13 protein-coding genes are annotated in these 18,246 nt (G+C 62.5%); 1 reads left to right on the forward strand and 12 read right to left on the reverse strand.

Translation table 11 applies throughout. The annotated features are described in order from the left end of the window. Positions 1-22 precede the first annotated feature (22 nt). Positions 23-235, reverse strand: a complete 213-nt coding sequence (locus tag APH44_RS20600) for a hypothetical protein (RefSeq protein ID WP_054894324.1) — start codon at positions 233-235, stop codon at positions 23-25. Continuing rightward, entirely contained in the window at positions 232-702 is a 471-nt protein-coding gene (locus APH44_RS20605; protein WP_054894325.1) for a hypothetical protein, read from the reverse strand. The genes APH44_RS20600 and APH44_RS20605 overlap by 4 nt, the downstream gene beginning before the upstream one ends. Before the next feature lie 348 nt (positions 703-1,050). Between APH44_RS20605 and APH44_RS20610 the strand changes: the two genes are divergently transcribed. Then, complete coding sequence (locus tag APH44_RS20610) at positions 1,051-1,215, forward strand: hypothetical protein (protein WP_156343774.1); 165 nt, start codon at positions 1,051-1,053, stop codon at positions 1,213-1,215. Here the strand turns inward: APH44_RS20610 and APH44_RS20615 are convergent. From APH44_RS20615 to APH44_RS20660, 10 genes are all read right to left on the reverse strand, one after another. Then, positions 1,212-1,406: a hypothetical protein gene (locus APH44_RS20615; RefSeq protein ID WP_054894327.1), complete on the reverse strand. Its 195-nt coding sequence runs from the start codon at positions 1,404-1,406 to the stop codon at positions 1,212-1,214. The genes APH44_RS20610 and APH44_RS20615 overlap by 4 nt on opposite strands. Positions 1,407-1,593: 187 nt before the next feature. Beyond that, the gene (locus tag APH44_RS20620; RefSeq protein ID WP_054894328.1) at positions 1,594-1,998 is read right to left on the reverse strand and encodes a TraR/DksA C4-type zinc finger protein; all 405 of its coding nucleotides are present in this window, start codon (positions 1,996-1,998) and stop codon (positions 1,594-1,596) included. Between the two features lie 322 nt (positions 1,999-2,320). Further along, entirely contained in the window at positions 2,321-3,094 is a 774-nt protein-coding gene (locus tag APH44_RS20625; RefSeq protein WP_054894329.1) for an enoyl-CoA hydratase, read from the reverse strand. A gap of 13 nt (positions 3,095-3,107) precedes the next feature. Continuing rightward, a complete protein-coding gene (locus tag APH44_RS20630; RefSeq protein ID WP_054894330.1) occupies positions 3,108-4,235 on the reverse strand; it encodes an acyl-CoA dehydrogenase in 1,128 nt (375 codons plus the stop codon). A gap of 8 nt (positions 4,236-4,243) precedes the next feature. Continuing rightward, complete coding sequence (locus APH44_RS20635; RefSeq protein WP_054894331.1) at positions 4,244-5,437, reverse strand: acetyl-CoA C-acyltransferase; 1,194 nt, start codon at positions 5,435-5,437, stop codon at positions 4,244-4,246. 12 nt (positions 5,438-5,449) lie between these two features. Then, positions 5,450-6,217 (reverse strand): SDR family NAD(P)-dependent oxidoreductase, encoded by a 768-nt coding sequence (locus APH44_RS20640; RefSeq protein ID WP_054894332.1) that lies wholly within the window; start codon positions 6,215-6,217, stop codon positions 5,450-5,452. A 12-nt stretch (positions 6,218-6,229) separates the two neighbouring features. Beyond that, positions 6,230-7,876, reverse strand: a complete 1,647-nt coding sequence (locus APH44_RS20645) for an acyl-CoA synthetase (protein ID WP_054894333.1) — start codon at positions 7,874-7,876, stop codon at positions 6,230-6,232. 139 nt (positions 7,877-8,015) lie between these two features. Next, the gene (locus tag APH44_RS20650) at positions 8,016-12,470 is read right to left on the reverse strand and encodes an NEL-type E3 ubiquitin ligase domain-containing protein (RefSeq protein WP_054894334.1); all 4,455 of its coding nucleotides are present in this window, start codon (positions 12,468-12,470) and stop codon (positions 8,016-8,018) included. Positions 12,471-12,633: 163 nt separating this feature from the next. Beyond that, entirely contained in the window at positions 12,634-13,671 is a 1,038-nt protein-coding gene (locus APH44_RS20655) for an AraC family transcriptional regulator (protein WP_054894335.1), read from the reverse strand. A gap of 92 nt (positions 13,672-13,763) precedes the next feature. Beyond that, on the reverse strand, positions 13,764-18,215 hold the full coding sequence (locus APH44_RS20660; protein WP_054894336.1) for an NEL-type E3 ubiquitin ligase domain-containing protein: 4,452 nt from the start codon (positions 18,213-18,215) through the stop codon (positions 13,764-13,766). Positions 18,216-18,246: the final 31 nt, after the last annotated feature.

Raw genomic sequence — 18,246 nt, forward strand, 5'->3', positions numbered from 1 at the left:
TGAAGCCGCCTGGCAAACGCTGTTAGTGCTGGGTAAGGCGCTGCAGCTCGCGCCGAACCATAGCCACATAAGGAGGCGGGCCGAGCCGATAGAGCTCCCCCGCCACCCAGGCCAGCCAACCATCCTTCAACTGTGCTCGATGGGCAATCAGGCGCTCGGCGTCGAGGATTGCTTGCGCCTTGTGGCGCTGGTGAAACTCGGCGCGCCCCGCAGGCAGCTCATCGTCGCCACTCATTCACTGGCCTTGAAGGTGGTCAGCTCGCCCTTGCGCCATTTGGCGACCTTGCCGGTCACCGCCTTGAGCAGTTTGCCCAGGCCTTCCGCCACCTGGGACTGGGCAGCGAACACGAGCATCACGCCCTGCCCGTCACGGAAGACAATGCCATCGCCCTCGGGTACCGAGACGAACGCATAGTCACCCACGCCATAGACGTTGAACTTTATGTCGCGAAAGCGCAGCTCGAGCTTGCCACCCTCGCGGCTGGGCAGGACCGCGGCCCGGAAGTGATCCCCGACCTTCAGTTCCAGACGTTGCTTGTCATCGACGACCATCGCGTTGTCGGTATCGATCTCGGCCATGTACAGGCCATCGGGGTTCTGCTCGGTGACGTAGATGAAACGGCCCTGAAAGAGCTTGACCAACTTGGCCCGCAAGTCGCCCAGGGCGAACAGGGCGTGGGTATCCAGAGTACTGACTGCCAATGAAGTGATCCTCGAACCGGTTGTTTCCCGCCGCCACACGAAGTCGTGAAAGCGTGACGCGGCGGCCATTTCAAAACGATGTCTGAAAGGTTAGTGACATGATGCGTGAAACGTCTGCGGGGCTCGTCGATACGGCAGGCAGGATCTTTTACCCTCGCACGCCAGCCAAAACCCCAAGAGAACGCTCGGCATAGATCCCACAGGGGGAACAATATTGTCTGACAACAATGCCGCCAGAAAAGATGCAATAGATAAAGCCAGGCCCCTCGGCAGAATGGGTCCGGTATTCATCCATGCATTTACAGGGGAAAGAATATGCACGAAAACACCGAAATCCGTCGAGAGCTCTTGAGCATTTCTTACATCCGACCTGTGCGCAACATCGCTCGCTTCGTGGTCATTCCCGCCGGCGTCGAGTTCTTCCACATCACCGAGCGTGCCACTGGCCGAGTCATGGGCTTTCGCCGCAGCCACCTGGCAGCCTGCGAGCTGGCGCGAAGCCTGGATCTCTAGGCCGCATGTTGCTTCGCCAGTTGCTGCAACCAGGCAGCCTGACACTCCAGCGCTTCAGCCCGGCTGGCGAAGGCAGTACCGCGGCGCTCGCCATCGACCAACACCACCCAGCATGCCCGCTGCCCCTGTGCCTGCAGCATCGCTGGTACACCGGAGCCTATCACCACTGCCACATTGACCCGGGATTTCATGATTCCCCTCCACTTAATTAGCAAGCTAACTACATGGACAGAATACGACTCTCCAATGCCGGGAAAAAGCGCTTGCCCGCAGAGCTGTATTGCATCAATCGCAACAAATCGAAGTGCTTTCAGCCCCTACGGAAACGCGAAAGGCCCCACGGATTGCTCCGCAGGGCCTCGCGCCGAGTGCGTCCGGTCAGATCTGCCGCTGATGGCGGTCGAGCTGCTCGTGACGCTCCTGGGCTTCGATGCAGTATTTGGTGGTCGGGCTGATCAGCAAGCGTTGCAGACCAATCGGCTCGCCGCTGTCGTCGCACCAGCCAAAGCTCTCGTCAGCGATACGGCCCAGGGCCATCTCCAGCTGCGGCAGCAGGCGCTGGTCGCGCTCGATGGCGTTGACCAGCCAATGACGCTCTTCCTCGACCGAAGCCACATCGGCCGGGTCAGAGGGCGTATCCAGGCTTTCGATGGTGGCGCGGCTCAGCTCGATGCGCTCATGGGTCTCGACTTTCATCGCTTGCAGCAGCGCGGTGAAAAACCCGAGCTGATCGGCATTCATGTAGTCATCGGCCGACATGGCCAGCAACTGTTCCTTGGTCATCGATTTCTCTATGAAAAAATGTGCATTTGGGCGATTCGGGTGCCGCCGGCGATGGCTCGCAGGCAGCGGAATTCTTCAAGCGCCAACCGGCACTCTTTTACAGGGGGCGGCAGTCTAAGGTGCCCGGCCCCGTGGGGCAACATAAATGACAGAGGAATCTGCCGAATCGGACGGATTGCCCCGGGATCATAACCGGTGATGGACACCGGCACGGAGAGCGGCGCAGGCCCCAATAACGTAGCTCGCTCTCGTTGAACGACGCGAAGCAGCACGTTCTCACGAACTGAAACAAAGGGCAGCGCCCTGGCGCTGCCCCTCCACGTCAACGGTCCTTGAACTGAGCCTCGCGCTTGGCGATGAACGCTGCCATGCCCTCCTTCTGATCTTCCGTGGAAAACGCCGCGTGGAACACACGACGTTCGAAACGGACACCCTCGCTCAGGCTCACCTCGAAAGCACGATTGACGCTTTCCTTGACCATCATGCTCACCGGAATCGACTTGCTGGCGATGGTCGCCGCCACCTTCAGCGCCTCTTCCAGCAGCTCGGTCTGGGGCACCACGCGCGCCACCAGCCCTGCCCGCTCGGCCTCCTCTGCGCCCATCAGGCGGCCAGTCAGACACAGTTCCATGGCCTTGGCCTTGCCCACGGCGCGGGTCAGGCGCTGGGTGCCGCCCATACCCGGCAGCACGCCGAGGTTGATCTCCGGCTGGCCGAACCTGGCGTTGTCAGCGGCGAGAATGAAGTCGCACATCATCGCCAGTTCGCAGCCGCCGCCCAGGGCGAACCCCGAGACCGCGGCGATGATCGGTTTGCGCCGATTGGCGATGCGGTCGGCGTCGCTGAACAGGTCGTCGACGTAGATCTGCGGATACTTGAGCTCGGCCATCTCCTTGATGTCGGCACCTGCGGCGAAGGCCTTGGCAGAGCCGGTCAGGACCACGCAACCGATGTTCGGATCACGCTCGAGCTGGTCCAGGGCCTGATTGATCTCGGCCACGATCTGCGCGTTCAGGGCATTGAGCGCCTGGGGACGGTTGAGGGTGATCAGGCCGACCTTGCCGTGGATGTCCAGCAGGATTGTTTCGAATGCCATGCAAGCTGCTCCTTCAAAGATTGCGCGCAATGACCATGCGCTGAATGTCACTGGTGCCTTCGTAGATCTGGCAAACCCGCACATCGCGATAGATGCGCTCCAGCGGGAAGTCCTTCAGATAGCCATATCCGCCGAGCGTCTGCAAGGCATCCGAACAGACCTTTTCGGCCATTTCCGAGGCGAAAAGCTTGGCCATCGACGCCTCCACCAGCGCCGGGCGCCCGGCATCGCGCAGAGCGGCGGCATGTAGCATCATCTGCCTGGCCACGGCGATGCGCGTGGCCATGTCGGCCAGACGGAAAGCCACAGCCTGGTGCTCGACCAGCACCTTGCCGAAGCTCTGGCGCTCTTTGGCGTAGTCACGCGCGGCCTCGAACGCCGCACGGGCCATGCCGACAGCCTGCGAAGCGATGCCGATACGTCCGCCCTCGAGGTTGGCCAGAGCGATCTTGTAGCCCTGCCCCTCTTCGCCCAGGCGATTGTCCACCGGCACCCGCACGTCATCGAAAACGATCTGGCAGGTGTCGGAGGCGTGCTGCCCAAGCTTTTCTTCAACCCGCACCACCTGATAGCCCGGCGAATCGGTGGGCACGATGAACGCACTGATCCCACGCTTGCCCGCTTCAGGATCGGTGACAGCAAAGACGATCACCACGCCGGCGTTCTGACCGGATGTGATGAACTGCTTGCTGCCATTTAGCACATAGTGATCGCCATCCAGACGCGCGCGCGTTTTCAGACTGCTGGCGTCGGAGCCCGCCTGGGGCTCGGTGAGGGCGAAGGCGCCGATCATCGAACCGCTGGCCAGCGGCACCAGGTAACGCTGTTTCTGCTGTTCGGTTCCGAACTTCAGGATCGGCACGCAGCCCACCGAGTTATGCACGCTCATGATGGTCGAACAAGCGCCGTCGCCGGCGGCGATTTCTTCCAGGGCCATGGCGTAGGCGACATAACCGGTATCGCTGCCACCATACTGCTCCGGCACCAGCATCCCGAACAGGCCAAGCTCGGCCATCTCGTCGATCGCTTCACGCGGGAAACGGTGCTCCTTGTCCCACTGCTCGGCGAACGGCTTGAGGCGCTCCTGGGCAAAGTCCTTTACCGCGTCTGCGATCTGTTGTTGCTCGTCAGTTACCAGCATGGCGCACCTCAATACAGGCATTCGACCGCGATCGCGGTGGCTTCGCCGCCGCCGATGCAGATGGCCGCGATACCGCGGCTCAGGTTGTTCTGGCGCAGGGCCGACAGCAGCGTCACCAGGATACGAGCGCCAGAGGCACCGATCGGATGGCCCAGGGCACAGGCGCCGCCATGAATGTTGACCTTGTCATGGGGCAGGTCCAGGTGTTTCATGGCGGCCAGGGTGACGACGGCAAAGGCCTCGTTGATCTCGAACAAGTCCACATCCGCCACGTCCCAGCCAGTGCGTTTGATCAGTTTGTCGATGGCGCCGATTGGTGCGGTCGGGAACAGCGCCGGCGTATCGGCGAAGGCTGCATGACCGTGGATCACCGCCAGCGGCTTGAGGCCACGCTTGTCGGCTTCACTGCGGCGCATCAGTACCAGGGCCGCAGCGCCGTCGGAGATAGAGCTGGAGTTGGCGGCCGTCACCGTGCCGCCCTCGCGGAATGCCGGCTTGAGCTGGGGGATCTTGTCCAGCCGCGCCTTGGGCGGCTGTTCGTCGTCCTTGACAAGCCGTTTCTCCTTGCCCTCGGTGACCTCCACCGGCACGATCTCGGCGCTGAAGCGGCCATTCTTGATCGCGTCCTGGGCACGGGTCAGCGAGGCAATGGCGAAGTTATCCTGAGCCTCGCGACTGAAGGCCCCGGCCTGGGCGCAATCTTCAGCGAAGGTGCCCATCAAGCGACCTTTGTCGTAGGCATCCTCGAGGCCATCCATGAACATGTGGTCGATGATCCTGCCATGCCCCATGCGATAGCCGCCGCGGGCCTTGTCCAGCAGATACGGTGCGTTGGTCATGCTCTCCATGCCACCCGCCACGACCACATCGGCACTGCCGGCCAACAACAGGTCATGGGCCATGATCGCCGCCTGCATGCCAGAGCCGCACATCTTGTTCAGGGTGGTACAGGTGGTGTGCTTGCCCAGGCCCGCCCCGAGGGCGGCCTGGCGCGCCGGCGCCTGGCCAAGCCCGGCGGGCAATACACAGCCGAACAACACCTGCTCGACACTGCCGGCATCGATGCCGGCACGCTCGACTGCGGCGCGGATCGCTGCGCTGCCCAGTTGCGGCGCAGTGAGGCTTTTCAGGTCGCCCTGCAGGCCACCCATGGGCGTGCGCACGGCACTGACGATGACAATCGGATCATTGACGAGGCTCATGAGCTTTTCTCCTTACTTGGCAGCCATGCGCAGTGCACCGTCGAGGCGGATCACCTCGCCGTTGAGCATGCTGTTCTCGATGATGTGACGCGCCAGCGCGGCGTACTCCTGCGGGCGCCCAAGGCGTGGTGGGAAGGGAACGCCTGCGGCAAGCGAGTCACGCACCTCCTGGGTCATGCCCGCCATCATCGGCGTTTCGAAGATGCCGGGGGCGATGGTCATCACGCGGATACCGAAGCGCGCCAGTTCACGGGCGGTCGGCAGTGTCAGGCTGGCAATCGCCCCCTTGGAGGCGGCATAGGCCGCCTGGCCGATCTGCCCGTCATAGGCAGCGATGGAGGCGGTATTGATGATCACACCCCGCTCACCGCCCTCGTCCGCAGGCCCTTCGGCCATGGCCGCTGCGGCCAGGCGCAGCATGTTGAAGCTGCCAATCAGGTTGACATTGATCACCTTGGCAAAGCTTGCCAGGCCATGCGACCCCTGTTTGCCCAGGACCTTCTCGGCGCCGACGATCCCCGCGCAATTGACCAACCCGTGCAGGCCACCGAAGGCGCTGACGGTCGCCTCGACCGCTGCCTGGGCCGCCAGCTCGCTGCTGATGTCGGCCACTGCGAAGCGGGCGTTGTCACCCAGCTCCTGCGCCTTGGCCTCGACCGCCTCGGCGTTGAGGTCGACCAGCATCACACGGGCGCCGGCCTCGACCAGCATTTGCGCGGTAGCGGCGCCCAGCCCGGAGGCGGCGCCGGTGACGATGAAACTTTTGCGTTGAACGTTCATTGAGGTCTTCCTTCAGGCGCCAGCAGGGGTGGCCTGCGCAGCGCGTTGCTTGGCGATTTCCTGATTGCGCAGGATGAAGCGTTGCAGCTTGCCGCTCGGGGTCTTGGGCAGCTCGCCGACGAATTCGATTTCACGCGGGTAAGCGTGGGCGTACAGGCGCTGGCGCACATGTTGGCGCAGAGCCTCTTCCAGTTCAGGGCTGGCGCTATGGCCTGCGGCCAGCACCACGAAAGCCTTGATCAGCTCGGTACGCTGGGGGTCAGGCTTGCCCACCACCGCCGCCTCGATCACCGCCGGGTGTTCGATCAGCGCGCTCTCCACATCGAACGGACCGACGCGGTAGCCGGAGGTGGTGATCACATCGTCGCTGCGCCCGACGAAGCTGATGCTGCCGTCGGCATTGAGCTCGACGGTGTCGCCGGAAAGGTAGTATTTGCCGAGGAACGCCTTGGTGGGGACGCCGTGATAGCCGCCGAACCAGCACAGCGGTGACTGCTCGCGGTCGACTGCCAGTATCCCCGGCTGACCGGCAGGCAGCTCGTTGCCAGCTTCGTCCAGCACCACGATGCGATGCCCGGGGATGGCGAAGCCCGCCGAGCCCAAGTGTACCGGGTGCGCCAGGCCATGGTGGTTGCACAGCACCATGCCCAGCTCGGTCTGGCCATAGTGGTCGTGGATGGTCACGTTCAAGGCGTCGGCGAACCAGCGGATCACCTCGGGATTGAGCGGCTCACCGGCGCTGCTGACCACCCGCAGACGCCCCTTGATCGGTGCCGAGAACGCCTCACCGGCTGCGATCAGCAAGCGATAGGCGGTGGGTGAGCCGGCCAGGTTGCTGATGCCCAGCTTGTCGATGATCCGTGCACAGCTCTCGACGCTGAACGGACCATCGTAGAACGTGGTGGCGTGCCCCAGCGCCAGGGGGCCGGTAACCGCGTAGTACAGGCCATAGGCCCAGCCCGGATCGGCCAGGTTCCAGAAGGTATCGTCAGGGCGCAGGTCGATGGCATCGCGCATGTAGCCCTGGAAGGCGACGATCGCACGCAGCGGGACCTCGAGTGGTTTTGCCGGCCCTGTGGTGCCGGACGTGAACATCAACAGGAAGGGGTCGTCGCCGCTGCGCAGTACTGGCTCGCAGTGATCGCTTGCCGCCTCCAACGCCTGCTGGAAATCCAGCTCGTGCGCTGCAGCACCGACCGTGATGATCGTCGGGCAGCCGCTGACGTCGTCAAGCTTGGCGCGGTTGTTGCGATCAGTGACCACCACCCGGGCCTGCGATTGCTCCAGACGGTGCTCGATGGCCTTGGGACCGAACGCGGTGAACAACGGCTGGTATACCGCCCCCAGTCGCCAGGTGGCGAGAATCGTCACCAGCAGTTCGACGGTACGTGGCATCAGGCCGGCGACCCGGTCCCCAGGCCCCACGCCCTGATCCTTCAGGACATTGCCCATGCGAGCCGACATGGCCTGCAGCTGCTCGAAACTGTAGCGCGCGCCGTTACCTTCCTGGTCTTCACAGATCAGCGCAGGCAGGTTGCGGCCGACATGCCGGTCGCAGCACTCGACACAGGCGTTAAGTGCTTGCAGGTTGCCATGCAAGGCGTTTGCGGCAACCCGGTCATATTCGAATGCTCGCGCGGCCTCGGCGTAATCACGCATCGTCGGACTCCTGGTTTCTTGTTGTTGGAGTTGAACCCTAGGTCCGACGATAGTCGCGCCGCCAGCGCTTGTGGACAATGGCAAAAGCGTTCATCAGGCATGATCGGTTTGGCCACTGTGGCCTCAGCGCTCTGAGCTTTCAGCCAAGCCCCCGCTCCCGGCCAATCAGCATTTGCCGGGTCAGTTCACGTATCATCTCGAGTTCCTCGACGTCCCGCCGACTCTCCAGCGCCTCGATCTCCAGGGCCAGATTCTCGGCCGAAATCTGGTCGGCCCTGGCCTGCAGCGCCGCCAACCGTGTCTGATGGTCCGTTTCGACGCGCTCGAAGACCGCATCATGGCGCTCAAGCATATAGCGCCGCCAGAACGAATGCCGGCTCAGGCTTTCACCCAGGGCTTCGATAGACTCCGCGGCCCTCACCGCCACCAGCGCTTCCTGGAGCTGGCGGTCAGTCACCTCGGCCGCCGAGGCATAGTCCATGAACCGCGAAGTGAACGGTAGGCTCAGGCGCTCCCTCAGGCTCACTCGGTAGTACAAGCGCACTGCAAGCTGGTCGACACTGTCGCCGGCTTCGATCCGACGACGGATGTCGGCACGAGCGAATGCGTCCAACTGGACCAGGCGAAACAGCCCCTGACCGAGTGTGATCAGCTCACTGCCCCGCTCATGCAAGGTGTTGGCATCGGCACGCGCAATCGCGGCGCAGCGCTGCAAATCACTGAAACGGTCACTGACCGCATTCAGGCAGGTCAGGTTGTCGTCGGCCAGCGCGTAAAGCTGGTTGCGCAGTTCAGTGTCGGCGCTGATGGCATTGAGCACCGACCATACGCGCGTCGACAGCACCCCTGGCACCTGAGCATGGTCCTGCGTGAGCGTCAGCCACCCCAGCAACTGGAAGAACCCATCGCTGTCCGGCATCGCCTGCAGCGTGTCCCATTGGAACAGCCGCGCGTTGTACAAGGCCTCATCGCCTCTGTCCAACCACCAGGTGCGCACCACGTCGACATTCTGCCGGGCCAGTCGCTCGGGAAGGTGCAAGTGCTCCTGGATCGTGTCGAGGGCATAGAGACCTCGCAGCTCAGCGCTCGACAAAAGATTGCCTTCGACCATGAAACCGCGGCGGAAGACATTCGGCATCTGGAGGATAGCCGCTGGCACGACACGAATCTGGTTGTCGCGCAGGTCGGCGCGCTCAAGAAATCCACACTGCTCCAAACCGTCCGGCCAGGCACCCAATCGGCAATGGCGCACACTGATTTCGCGCAGTTGCGGAAGGTGATTGAAGCGCAAGATCAACGCTCCTAACGGATTGTGGCTCAGGTCCAGCTCGCTCAGATGTTGCAGGCCCGTCAGCACCTGGACACCTGCGTCATCGAGGCGAATGTCGTTACGCGCCAGTCGCAGACGACGCAGCTCAACCAGGTGAACGATACCTCGTGGCAGGGCCAGCAGATGATTGCCGCTCAGGTTCAGCTCCCTCAAAGCGCTGAAACAACGCAGGAAATCGGTCGGCACATGATTGAGCGAGGTGTCGCTGATCACCAGCGTGGTAACGTTGGCGAACGTCGTCGGGTGGGCGAACTCGGGCAAGGTCTGCAGTTGTACGCCACTGATCACCAGGGTCTGCTGCCCGTCCTGAAGGCGCCAGGCCTGGCGCATGCGCTCGGCAGCCTGGACGCGGGCAGCGTGGCTACGGCCGCCAAGCCCGGCGCTGAGCCAACCCGTGAGTGCCCTCTCCAGTCGCTCATAATCGCGTTCAAGCTCGGCCAGCCGCCGGTACAGGGACCCAGGCGCTTGCTGCATCTGACTCAGTCGCGCCTCGAGTTGCGCGGGTAAAAGATCAGGATAGATCGCGCGCAGACGGTCCAGTAGCGGCTGCCAGGACGAGCCGGGCTGCCCGCGTCCACTGAGCGGATACCCAACACGCCCATCGGCCATGCGCCGTCCAGGGTTGAACCAGGATTGGCGAGGGGTCCAGCCCAGCAGACTTACACGCTCACTGCGTGTGCTCGGTAGTTGCGCACGCAACGCCGTACGCAGCAGCAGACCTGCATGCATACCTGCAAGCCCCAGTGAGGTCCGTACCTCGACCGGTAGTGCGTCGACCAGCGCCTGTGCCATAGACAACGCGGGCTCACCCTGCTTCCGACCGCCATGGTCGTAGCGTTGGAACTGGCAATCCTTATGCACCAGTGTGACTTGCGAGCCAGTTTCGGCAACAGGTCCGACGGCCTTGACCACCCGTCCATCAAACGCTCCTTCACGCAACACCAGGCGCAACGTCTGCGGCCACCCGGGTAGCCGTGCTGCCAGCGCCAGAACCAGTTCGGCACCTTCGTCGCTGTATACATTGTCCAGGTAAAGCGACTCGCAGGCGCGGTTCAAGCGAGCCAGTTGCAGCAGTGACCGGGCGTCGTTCGCCACCGCCAGCGGTACGCGTGATTCAACCTCGGCGATCGTGCGCAGACGGCTCGAAACCTGGGCGGCTGCCTGCACGGCATACCGTGCAGGCAACCCGGGAAAGTCACGCTGCAACAGCGCACACAGCGGGTCTGCAGGCGGGTTTTCGGTCACCAGATACTGGAAAAGATCGCGGCGCAGCACCGGCTCCTGCGCCAGCAAGGCAACACGCAGCGCGGCACTGTCCGCCTTGTGCGAGCCTGGCAACGCCAGGCACCACGCCTCGATACGTGCATCGTCCACAGGTAGCTGGTCCTCGGCCAACGCCTTGAAGAACGCCGATACCTGTCGGTCCGCATCGAAGCGCCGCAACGTCTCGCGCAGGTTGGCCGGAACCTCACGGCTGTCCACCAGCAAGCCACGCAACTCTTCGACATCGATGTCCGCCATGTCGAGAACGGCCAAGGCATCGGCGCGGGTCAACGCCGGGTCCAGGGGCCATAGGCTCTGCAGCATCCGAGCCTCGTCCGACCACTCCAGCGGTCGCTCCAGGCGCAGCCGCCAGCCACGCTCGCCGAGGGTTTCCAGCGCAGGACCGTAGGCAGCCACACGACGCGGGTGACGCACGCGCCAGCCACCTTGAGCCGACGGTTGGTGCACTGCAAAGAAATGCTTGCCAACCCGCAGCCAGCGCGAGTCGGCAGTGCGATAGAGCCCGTCATCCTGCAAGCGCGGCTGTAGCGGCTCGGTAACATAAGTATCCAGCGTGCTTGACCAAAGACGCGTGCCGACACCTTGCACGTCGACAGGCTCCAGGCCATCAACATAGCTGCTGCGGGCGAACCCCCGTGCAACCACCGCAGCCCCTCCAGCCACCGCCGCCGTGACCGCAACGGTCTCGGCCACACCGAGCAGATGCTCAAGGGCTTCATGTTGATGACCACGTGTCCAGTCCGCAGCCCCTTCGAACACCTGCGAGAGCGTCTGCTCCACCAACTGGCCAAACAAAATCGCACCGATCGCAGGAATGAACAGCCCTGCCAGATTGGCCAAGCCAAGCCCGATCGACTGCCACGCCTGCAGGCGTGACTGGGTCGCAGCATGATCCGCGTCAGCGGTCGGCACCAGCACGTACCGTGCGTCGGACTTCACCCGCTGCACCTGCTGCGCCACCAGCTCCGCGAACAACTCGCCCTGCACTGTCTTGCCTTCGATCTGTAGATCCGGGCTGGCATCGGCCAGACGTTTGCCCAGTGTCTGCAGGAACGTCGGCCGCTGCTCAAGCGCAACCAGACCACTGAAGAACTCAAGGTAAGCCTTGTCCTCAAGCGCGGTGACCATAGCCGCACTCAGGTCTTCCCACGAGTCATAACGCCGCAGAGCAAGCTGCGGGTCACTGGGCAGGTACAGGATGACACCCTTGCTCACACCTGCAGCGTCGCGCAGTGCGATGGTCAGGCCATCAGTGATACTGCAACCCAGCACCGTCAGCATGCCGGAATAGCCTCGCAACAGCGTCTCATGCTGCTCGGGCAAACCTTGGGCGATATCCTGCAAAGCAATCTGCTCAAGCGCCGATATCTCTCCCTTGAGCGCTGCGATCTCGATCACAAGGCTCAGGCTCGAGCGCTTGTCCTCGGCCAGCAGCGCGCAGTTCGATGCACTGAAAACCTGCGCTAGCTGGGCCTGGTAAAGGCTGCCGACATTTTTCTTGCGACAGTCGCGTGCCAGATCGTTCGCCGGGCCTGACAACACAACATCAGCACCCGGATGCACCAGCCCACTACCCTCGAGTGCGGCGTCGTCGGCGTGAAAGTTCTGCATCAGTCGCAGCAACCCTGGCTGTCGCACGTAACCCGGTCGATAGAACGGCCAATGCACACCCGGAACCAGGCCGAACTCGCGCCTGACATCCAGCCACTGCAACTGATCGAGCTTACAGTCCTTGGGCAACCGGTCGCCGAGCAGCGCTGTGAATTGCTCAAGTACGAAGGTGTGCAGCGGGATCAGGTCGAGCGTTGCCGCACGCACCTTGTCCTGGCTGGCCCGGCTGCTCTTGAAGCGATCGCGCAGACGGTTGATCTGGGCAGGTGAGGCACGCTTGAGCCATTCGGGCAACCCGGTGCGGATAAAGTCATCGACTGCATCGGCAACACTGGGCTTACCGACGGTCGAGGGAGGGATAGATGTCATGGGAGAGGCTCCTTTCGCAAATCGCGTCATGCACTCTCGCTGGACCGTCCGGGCCATGGCAGGAGGAATGAACTCCGGTCATGGGCTGCGACTGATCGGATTAGCGACCTGCGCCCAGCTCATCGCTGGCCTCGGCTTCACGTACACAGGCATCACTCGGTATTCAGCCGGAATTCTTGCCTTGTACCTGCGTGCCACCCAATACGAAGGCCCGATACCCCCCTGGGTTGCAGCCAAACCACTTACGAAACGCGCGATAGAACGAACTGGCGTCAGCAAACCCCAGGCGTTCGGCGATATCGCTCATCGCCAGCGAGCCCTCGCTCAGCCAGTCGATCGCCAGCTGTCGGCGTACGCTATCCTTGAGCCCCTGGTAGGTCTGCCCTTCCTCTGCCAAGCGACGGCGCAAGGTCGATAACGACAGGCACAGGTCGCGGGCCAGACGTTCGGCGTCGGGCCACTGGCCGGGGTCGAGCTTCCCCAGGATGCGACGCACACGTCGGGCGAGGCTGTCTGGATCTCGGTATTTGACCAGGATGTTGCCCGGAGCCTCGGCGAGAAACTTCTGCAACTCCTCGGGCGTGCGCCTGAGGGGCAGGTCAAGGCAATCGGCGGCGATGATCATGCGCGTACGCGGGCGCTCGAACTGCAGGTTCTCGGAGAACATCACCCGGTAATCGTCGCAAAACGGCGGCTCGGCACAACGCAGGTCAATGGCGAGGATGGGAATGCGTCGGCCCGCCAGCCAGCAGGCAACGCCATGGACAATCATCCAGAACGTAAAATAGGTGAAGGCACGCCGGGGTTCATCACGCGGTTCGTTGATAGTGATCTCGGCCAGGCTCTGCTGGCGCACCAACCCGGGCTGCAGGTCTTCGAGCATCAACGAGAGAAACCCCAACGCAGTCTCCAATCCTGCGCCAAGCGTGGGCTGCGCCATGCTTGCCTGGCACATGAACGAGAGGCTGCCGCTACGCAGACCGCGCGGGTCCATCGCGAAGAATTCGTCGTTGCATCGACGTGCAAGCAAACGCCAGAGACGCGCGTAGGCATCGGCACCAACGCGCGCATCAGCTTGCTCGAAGCTGCGTTCATCGATTCCCGCCCGCCGCAGCAGCGCTGCGTCAGCCTTGCCCTGCGGGCAGGTCTGCAGCAGCGCTTCGCGTACCAATTGCATGGAAATCGTATCTTTCTCGCTCATCGGCTATCCAGATTGCCCAATGCAGGCCATCTTAGGGCCATGACGAAAAAAGGCCAGCTCCTGAACAATTCATGGACCGGGTCTGCTGAGCCTCACTCGGTCTGGCGTGCCAGTGCCTGGCGGGTCAGCTCGAGTGCCTTGGCACCTACTGCCGACTCACACTCCGCAACGATCGATCTGCCCTGAGCGTCGTACTCGGCATCCGTGAGGCTGTGACGACGGGCATACACAGCCTCCATTCGCGTTACGAACGGTTCGCGTATCAACCCGAAGGCTGCTTCGTGCGATCTTTGCAAACGATCAAGCCAAAAGCTTCTATGGCTGATGTCAACCGCCAGCGCATCACTGGCCTCTGCCTCGAGCACGGCGGCCTGCGCCGCCTGAAGATCTTGCCGACTCACCCCGGCGATGGTCTCGAACTGCATCGTACGCGGTTGGCCTGGCAAGTCGAGGGCTTGCGCCAACCCTACCCTGTAGGCCAGGCTCACCTCCACCTCATCGACGCCTCGCCCACCGGCGCGGCGCTGCCTGACGTCCTCTCGCGCGTAGGCTTCCACTTGGTCGAGACGGAAGAACCTCCGTGCCAGGTCCAGCAATTGCGTCTCGACCTCGTCCGCTGAGCCGCTCTCGACGGCAGTACTGAGCATCTTGACTTCCAGCAGGCCGAAGGTCGAAATCACACTGTCCACGCAGGTGCGTGGCTCACTCGCAAGCGCAAACAACTGTTCACGCACAGCCGTATTCCGTTCGACCATGTCGAACATGGTCCATACCCTGGCCTCCAGGTGCGCCCGCGCCAAGCGAAAATCGCTGGTGTCCGCCAGTGCGTGAATCAAGCCAAAGAAATCGGCGCTTCCCGGTTCCGCCTGCAGGCGGTCCCATTGCGCGGCGCGGGTGACCCGGGACGCATCGTCGAGCCGCTCCAGCCAGCGCGTGCCATCGTGTACGTCGCTCTCGGCCTCGCTCTCAGACGTCCAGCTCGGGTCGATCCACAGGTCACGGTACTGCTCGGGTAGCGGATTCCCCACCAGCGCGAGCCTTCGCCGCCACTGCCCAGCCCGGTTGCGCAGGCTCAGCGGCAAGGCGGTGATTTGGTTGTCGCGCAGATCGACATAGTCCAGGGAGACCCCCAGTGCCAGATGTCGCGGGACCTCGGTCAGACCAACATTGCGCAGACCCAACTGGCGCAGACGCGGCATTTGATCCAGCGCCAGCCCGATCATCCCGAGCGGGTTTTCGCTCAAGTCCAGCATACGCAGTTGGCGCATCTGCCCGAGTAAGGCAAGGCCTGCTGCATCGATGTGGAGCTCGTTTCGCGAAAGCGTCAGTTCACGTAGATGCGGCAATGCAGAAAGCGCCGGGGGGACTACGGTCAACCTGTTACTGTCCAGATTCAGGGTCAGCAAACTGCCAAATGGCTGTAGAAAGCTCGTGGGAAGATCGCCCAGTTGCATGTGCGACAGGGTCATCTCACTGACGTGACTGAACCCCTCATGCCCGGAGAGATCCGGCAGCTCGACCGTATCCAGACCGGACAGTACCAGCACCATGCCAGGGTCGCCGTTGCTATGCGCCCTGCCAGCCAATCCTTGAAAACGCCAGCAGCGACGGATTTCATCAGCCACCTGACGTCGCTGTCGACGCGTCGCTACACCGCCTTCATCCTCTGCCCAGCTCTGCAGGTCACGGTCAAGTTGCGCATAGATTTGCTCCTGCGCGAGCAAGGCTGTGAAGGAAGACCCCGGCTGCTCATCGAGAACCTGAAGATAGATCTCCAGCTGCCTTTCGCTGAACCCTGGATAGAGGCTGCGCACCCGATCCTCCAGCGTGCGTTCGGCCACATGACTGCCGCGCCCACCACGGCCACTCATCAAATAGCCAAAACGCCTGTCCGGAAGGCGGACCGGTGGGCGGAACGTCGGTTTGGGCGGCTGCACATTCAGCAGTTCGAGTACCTGGGTCCGGCTGTTCGGTAGACGGCGCCGGAGGTCGGCACGCATTGCTTCGATGGCTGCCTGGCCCGTCCATCCCAGCCGCTGGCGGTCTGCCTCGGGCAGAAAATGCCACAAGCACTCCAACAGCCCACCCGCGCCCTCGGTTTCGACGAGCAGACGCGTGCCATCCTCGAACACGTGCATCTGCCCTGCGAGCCATACCAGTACCTTGGGCTTGCCCCCTGTATCAGCCGGGTACAGGCTGGTGATGAGCCGTCCGTCGACAGCGCCTTGGCGTACCTCGAAGTTGATTTCGCGGGGCCAGGCCGGCTCCCTGCGCAGCAACGCGAATATCAGTCTCGGCAGCTCTTGCTGGTAGGCGTTGTTGAGGTACAACCCTTGCAATAATCGGCAAATCCACGCCTCGTGCAACGCCAGCCGTGCGCGTTCCGCCAATGCCAGGTCCAAACGTCCGCTGCTTCGCAAGCGCTGTTGCTGGACGGGGCTTACACGGTCAAGCAGATCGGCGGCATACACATCAGGCAAGCCGGGGAAATCACGCTGTATCAAGGCAGTGTCCGTGCGCCCGCCCGCCTGCTCGGTCAAATGTGCCATGAGCTCCTCACGCAACATGGCAGCGTCATCAAGCATGGCTTGTACACGAGCCTGAGACGTCATTTGCTCAAGCTTGAGGCGATTGCTGCAAAAACGCATCAAGTCCACCTCAGCAGTTTGCGGGCTATGATGCAACGCGAGAAAGAACTGGTCGATTCTTCCATCAGCGGCGAACCGGTTGAGGGTGTCACGCAGCCCAGCAGGAAGCGCTCGTTGCTCGGCGACGAGGCGGCGCAAGGTCGAGTGGTCAATATCGGCGATCGACAAAATCGACTTGATCCGCTGCTCATCGAATTCGGAGGCCAGCGGCCACAAGTGTCCGAGCAAAGACGACTCGCCCTGCCATTCCTGCGGGCGCTGCCAGGCCAGGCGCCAACCGTATTCACCGTTCCATTGCAACGCAGGAGCAAAGCCCGACTTGCCGTCGCCTCGTTGCAGCCGCCATTGAGCTGCAGCGATATCACGACGAACGCCGTGAAGGTGGCCTTGATGCAGCCACCAACGCTCGTCGCCATGTCGGTACAGGCCATCGGGGCCACGTTGCGCGTGCTGCGGCACATTCCTGGCGCGGTAAGGTGCCAGCTCATGGGCCCACAATCGCCCTGTGCCTGGCCGTGGCTCGACAGGAGCCAATTCCTGAACGAAACCGCTACGTTGGAAACCTCGGGCTACCGCCGCCCCACCCGCAGCCCCCAACGCATTGACAGCAACCAGTTCGGCGACGCCAAGCATGTGTTCCAAGGCTTCGTGTTGATGACCGCGCGACCAGTCGACAGCGCCCTCGTAGACCTCGTCAAGCACCTGCACCACCGTTGCCGCGAGAAACAACTGACCCAGCCCTGGCACAAACAGCGATGCCGCCTGTAGCAAGTTCATGCCGACGGACTCCAGTGTCAGCAACCGTTGCCACTTGACCTTGTCGTCGACATCCGCCACTGGCACCAGCAGGTACCGGGCATCATCCTTGATCTGCTTCACCTGCAACTCGGCGAGCTCGGCGAACAGGGCTTTGCCACAGACCCTGCCGAGGACCTCCAGGTCAGGCACCGCATCGCTCAGACGCTTTTTCAACATGGCCTGGAAGCCGATGCGACTGTCGAGGGCAATCAGCGCGAGCAAGGCTTCATGCTCGTGCGGGGTCGCGAGCATCGTGACCAGATGAGTAACGACGCCGTTCAAGTCGGCAAATCGCTGCAGTGGTCGATGAGGCAGAAAAAGCAATATGCCCGCGCTATCGGAAGGTCCCGATGCATTCGCATGCTCCGACAGCTCTATGAGCAAGGCGCCCAATACTGCATGACCCAGCAGATAAAGGTGCTTCACCTTCACACTCGGGAGCGTCGGATTCACTGTCGACACGCTTCCCAGGAGGGGCTCCAGCGCCGCCAGCTCGGCCGCCTCGATGCGACCCTGCACAACCGCAAGCTGAGCCGCCAGCGCCAGGCGCCTGGCTTTCTCCTCGGCCAGCAATGCGGTGACCGAATCATCCAGTACCTGCTCAAGATGCGTTTGGTAATGCGCGCCAGCATCAACTTGGCGACACACCTGTGCCAACCGGGCGGTATCCACGAGCAGCTTCTCGCTGGTCAGAGACGCATGGGGTCCGGCCTTGATCAGACCAGTGCGGTGGTCAAAGTTAAGCCCCGATACGAAGTTCTGCATCAGGTGGTTCATCGCAGGTTCAAAGGTGAAATGATTGACCAGCGTCTCTCCACCTAAAAGGCTGTAATTGTCCCACCGCTGGCGCCATAAGCTATTGCGCAGGTCCAACCGGACCTTCAGCGTGTTTTCCATTGCCGTACTCAGGAGGCTACAGGCGAAGTCTTGGGGAGCCTTCAAAGCCTTGAACGCGGCCTGAAGGCGTGCTTCCACCGCACGGTGCTCGTCGAATCGGCGTCGCAAGGTCGTGATTTGCTCGGACGAAGCGGCGTGCAGCCAGGCAGGCATGTTGTCCACGATGAAGCTGTCAGTGTGATCGAGTTTGAGGGTGGTCATAGGAGTTTCCTGGAAGATAACCAGGACTACT

The organism is Pseudomonas sp. NBRC 111143 (genome assembly GCF_001320965.1).
Classification (GTDB): Bacteria; Pseudomonadota; Gammaproteobacteria; order Pseudomonadales; family Pseudomonadaceae; genus Aquipseudomonas; species Aquipseudomonas machongensis.

Excerpts from the sequence above, each read along its gene's own strand:
- APH44_RS20625 (WP_054894329.1), bottom strand. The coding sequence starts at position 3,094 with ATGGCATTCGAAACAATCCTGCTGGACATCCACGGCAAGGTCGGCCTG.
- APH44_RS20630 (WP_054894330.1), bottom strand. The coding sequence starts at position 4,235 with ATGCTGGTAACTGACGAGCAACAACAGATCGCAGACGCGGTAAAGGAC.
- APH44_RS20615 (WP_054894327.1), bottom strand. The coding sequence starts at position 1,406 with ATGAAATCCCGGGTCAATGTGGCAGTGGTGATAGGCTCCGGTGTACCA.
- APH44_RS20600 (WP_054894324.1), bottom strand. The coding sequence starts at position 235 with ATGAGTGGCGACGATGAGCTGCCTGCGGGGCGCGCCGAGTTTCACCAG.
- APH44_RS20640 (WP_054894332.1), bottom strand. The coding sequence starts at position 6,217 with ATGAACGTTCAACGCAAAAGTTTCATCGTCACCGGCGCCGCCTCCGGG.
- APH44_RS20645 (WP_054894333.1), bottom strand. The coding sequence starts at position 7,876 with ATGCGTGATTACGCCGAGGCCGCGCGAGCATTCGAATATGACCGGGTT.
- APH44_RS20655 (WP_054894335.1), bottom strand. The coding sequence starts at position 13,671 with ATGAGCGAGAAAGATACGATTTCCATGCAATTGGTACGCGAAGCGCTG.
- APH44_RS20660 (WP_054894336.1), bottom strand. The coding sequence starts at position 18,215 with ATGACCACCCTCAAACTCGATCACACTGACAGCTTCATCGTGGACAAC.
- APH44_RS20635 (WP_054894331.1), bottom strand. The coding sequence starts at position 5,437 with ATGAGCCTCGTCAATGATCCGATTGTCATCGTCAGTGCCGTGCGCACG.
- APH44_RS20620 (WP_054894328.1), bottom strand. The coding sequence starts at position 1,998 with ATGACCAAGGAACAGTTGCTGGCCATGTCGGCCGATGACTACATGAAT.
- APH44_RS20650 (WP_054894334.1), bottom strand. The coding sequence starts at position 12,470 with ATGACATCTATCCCTCCCTCGACCGTCGGTAAGCCCAGTGTTGCCGAT.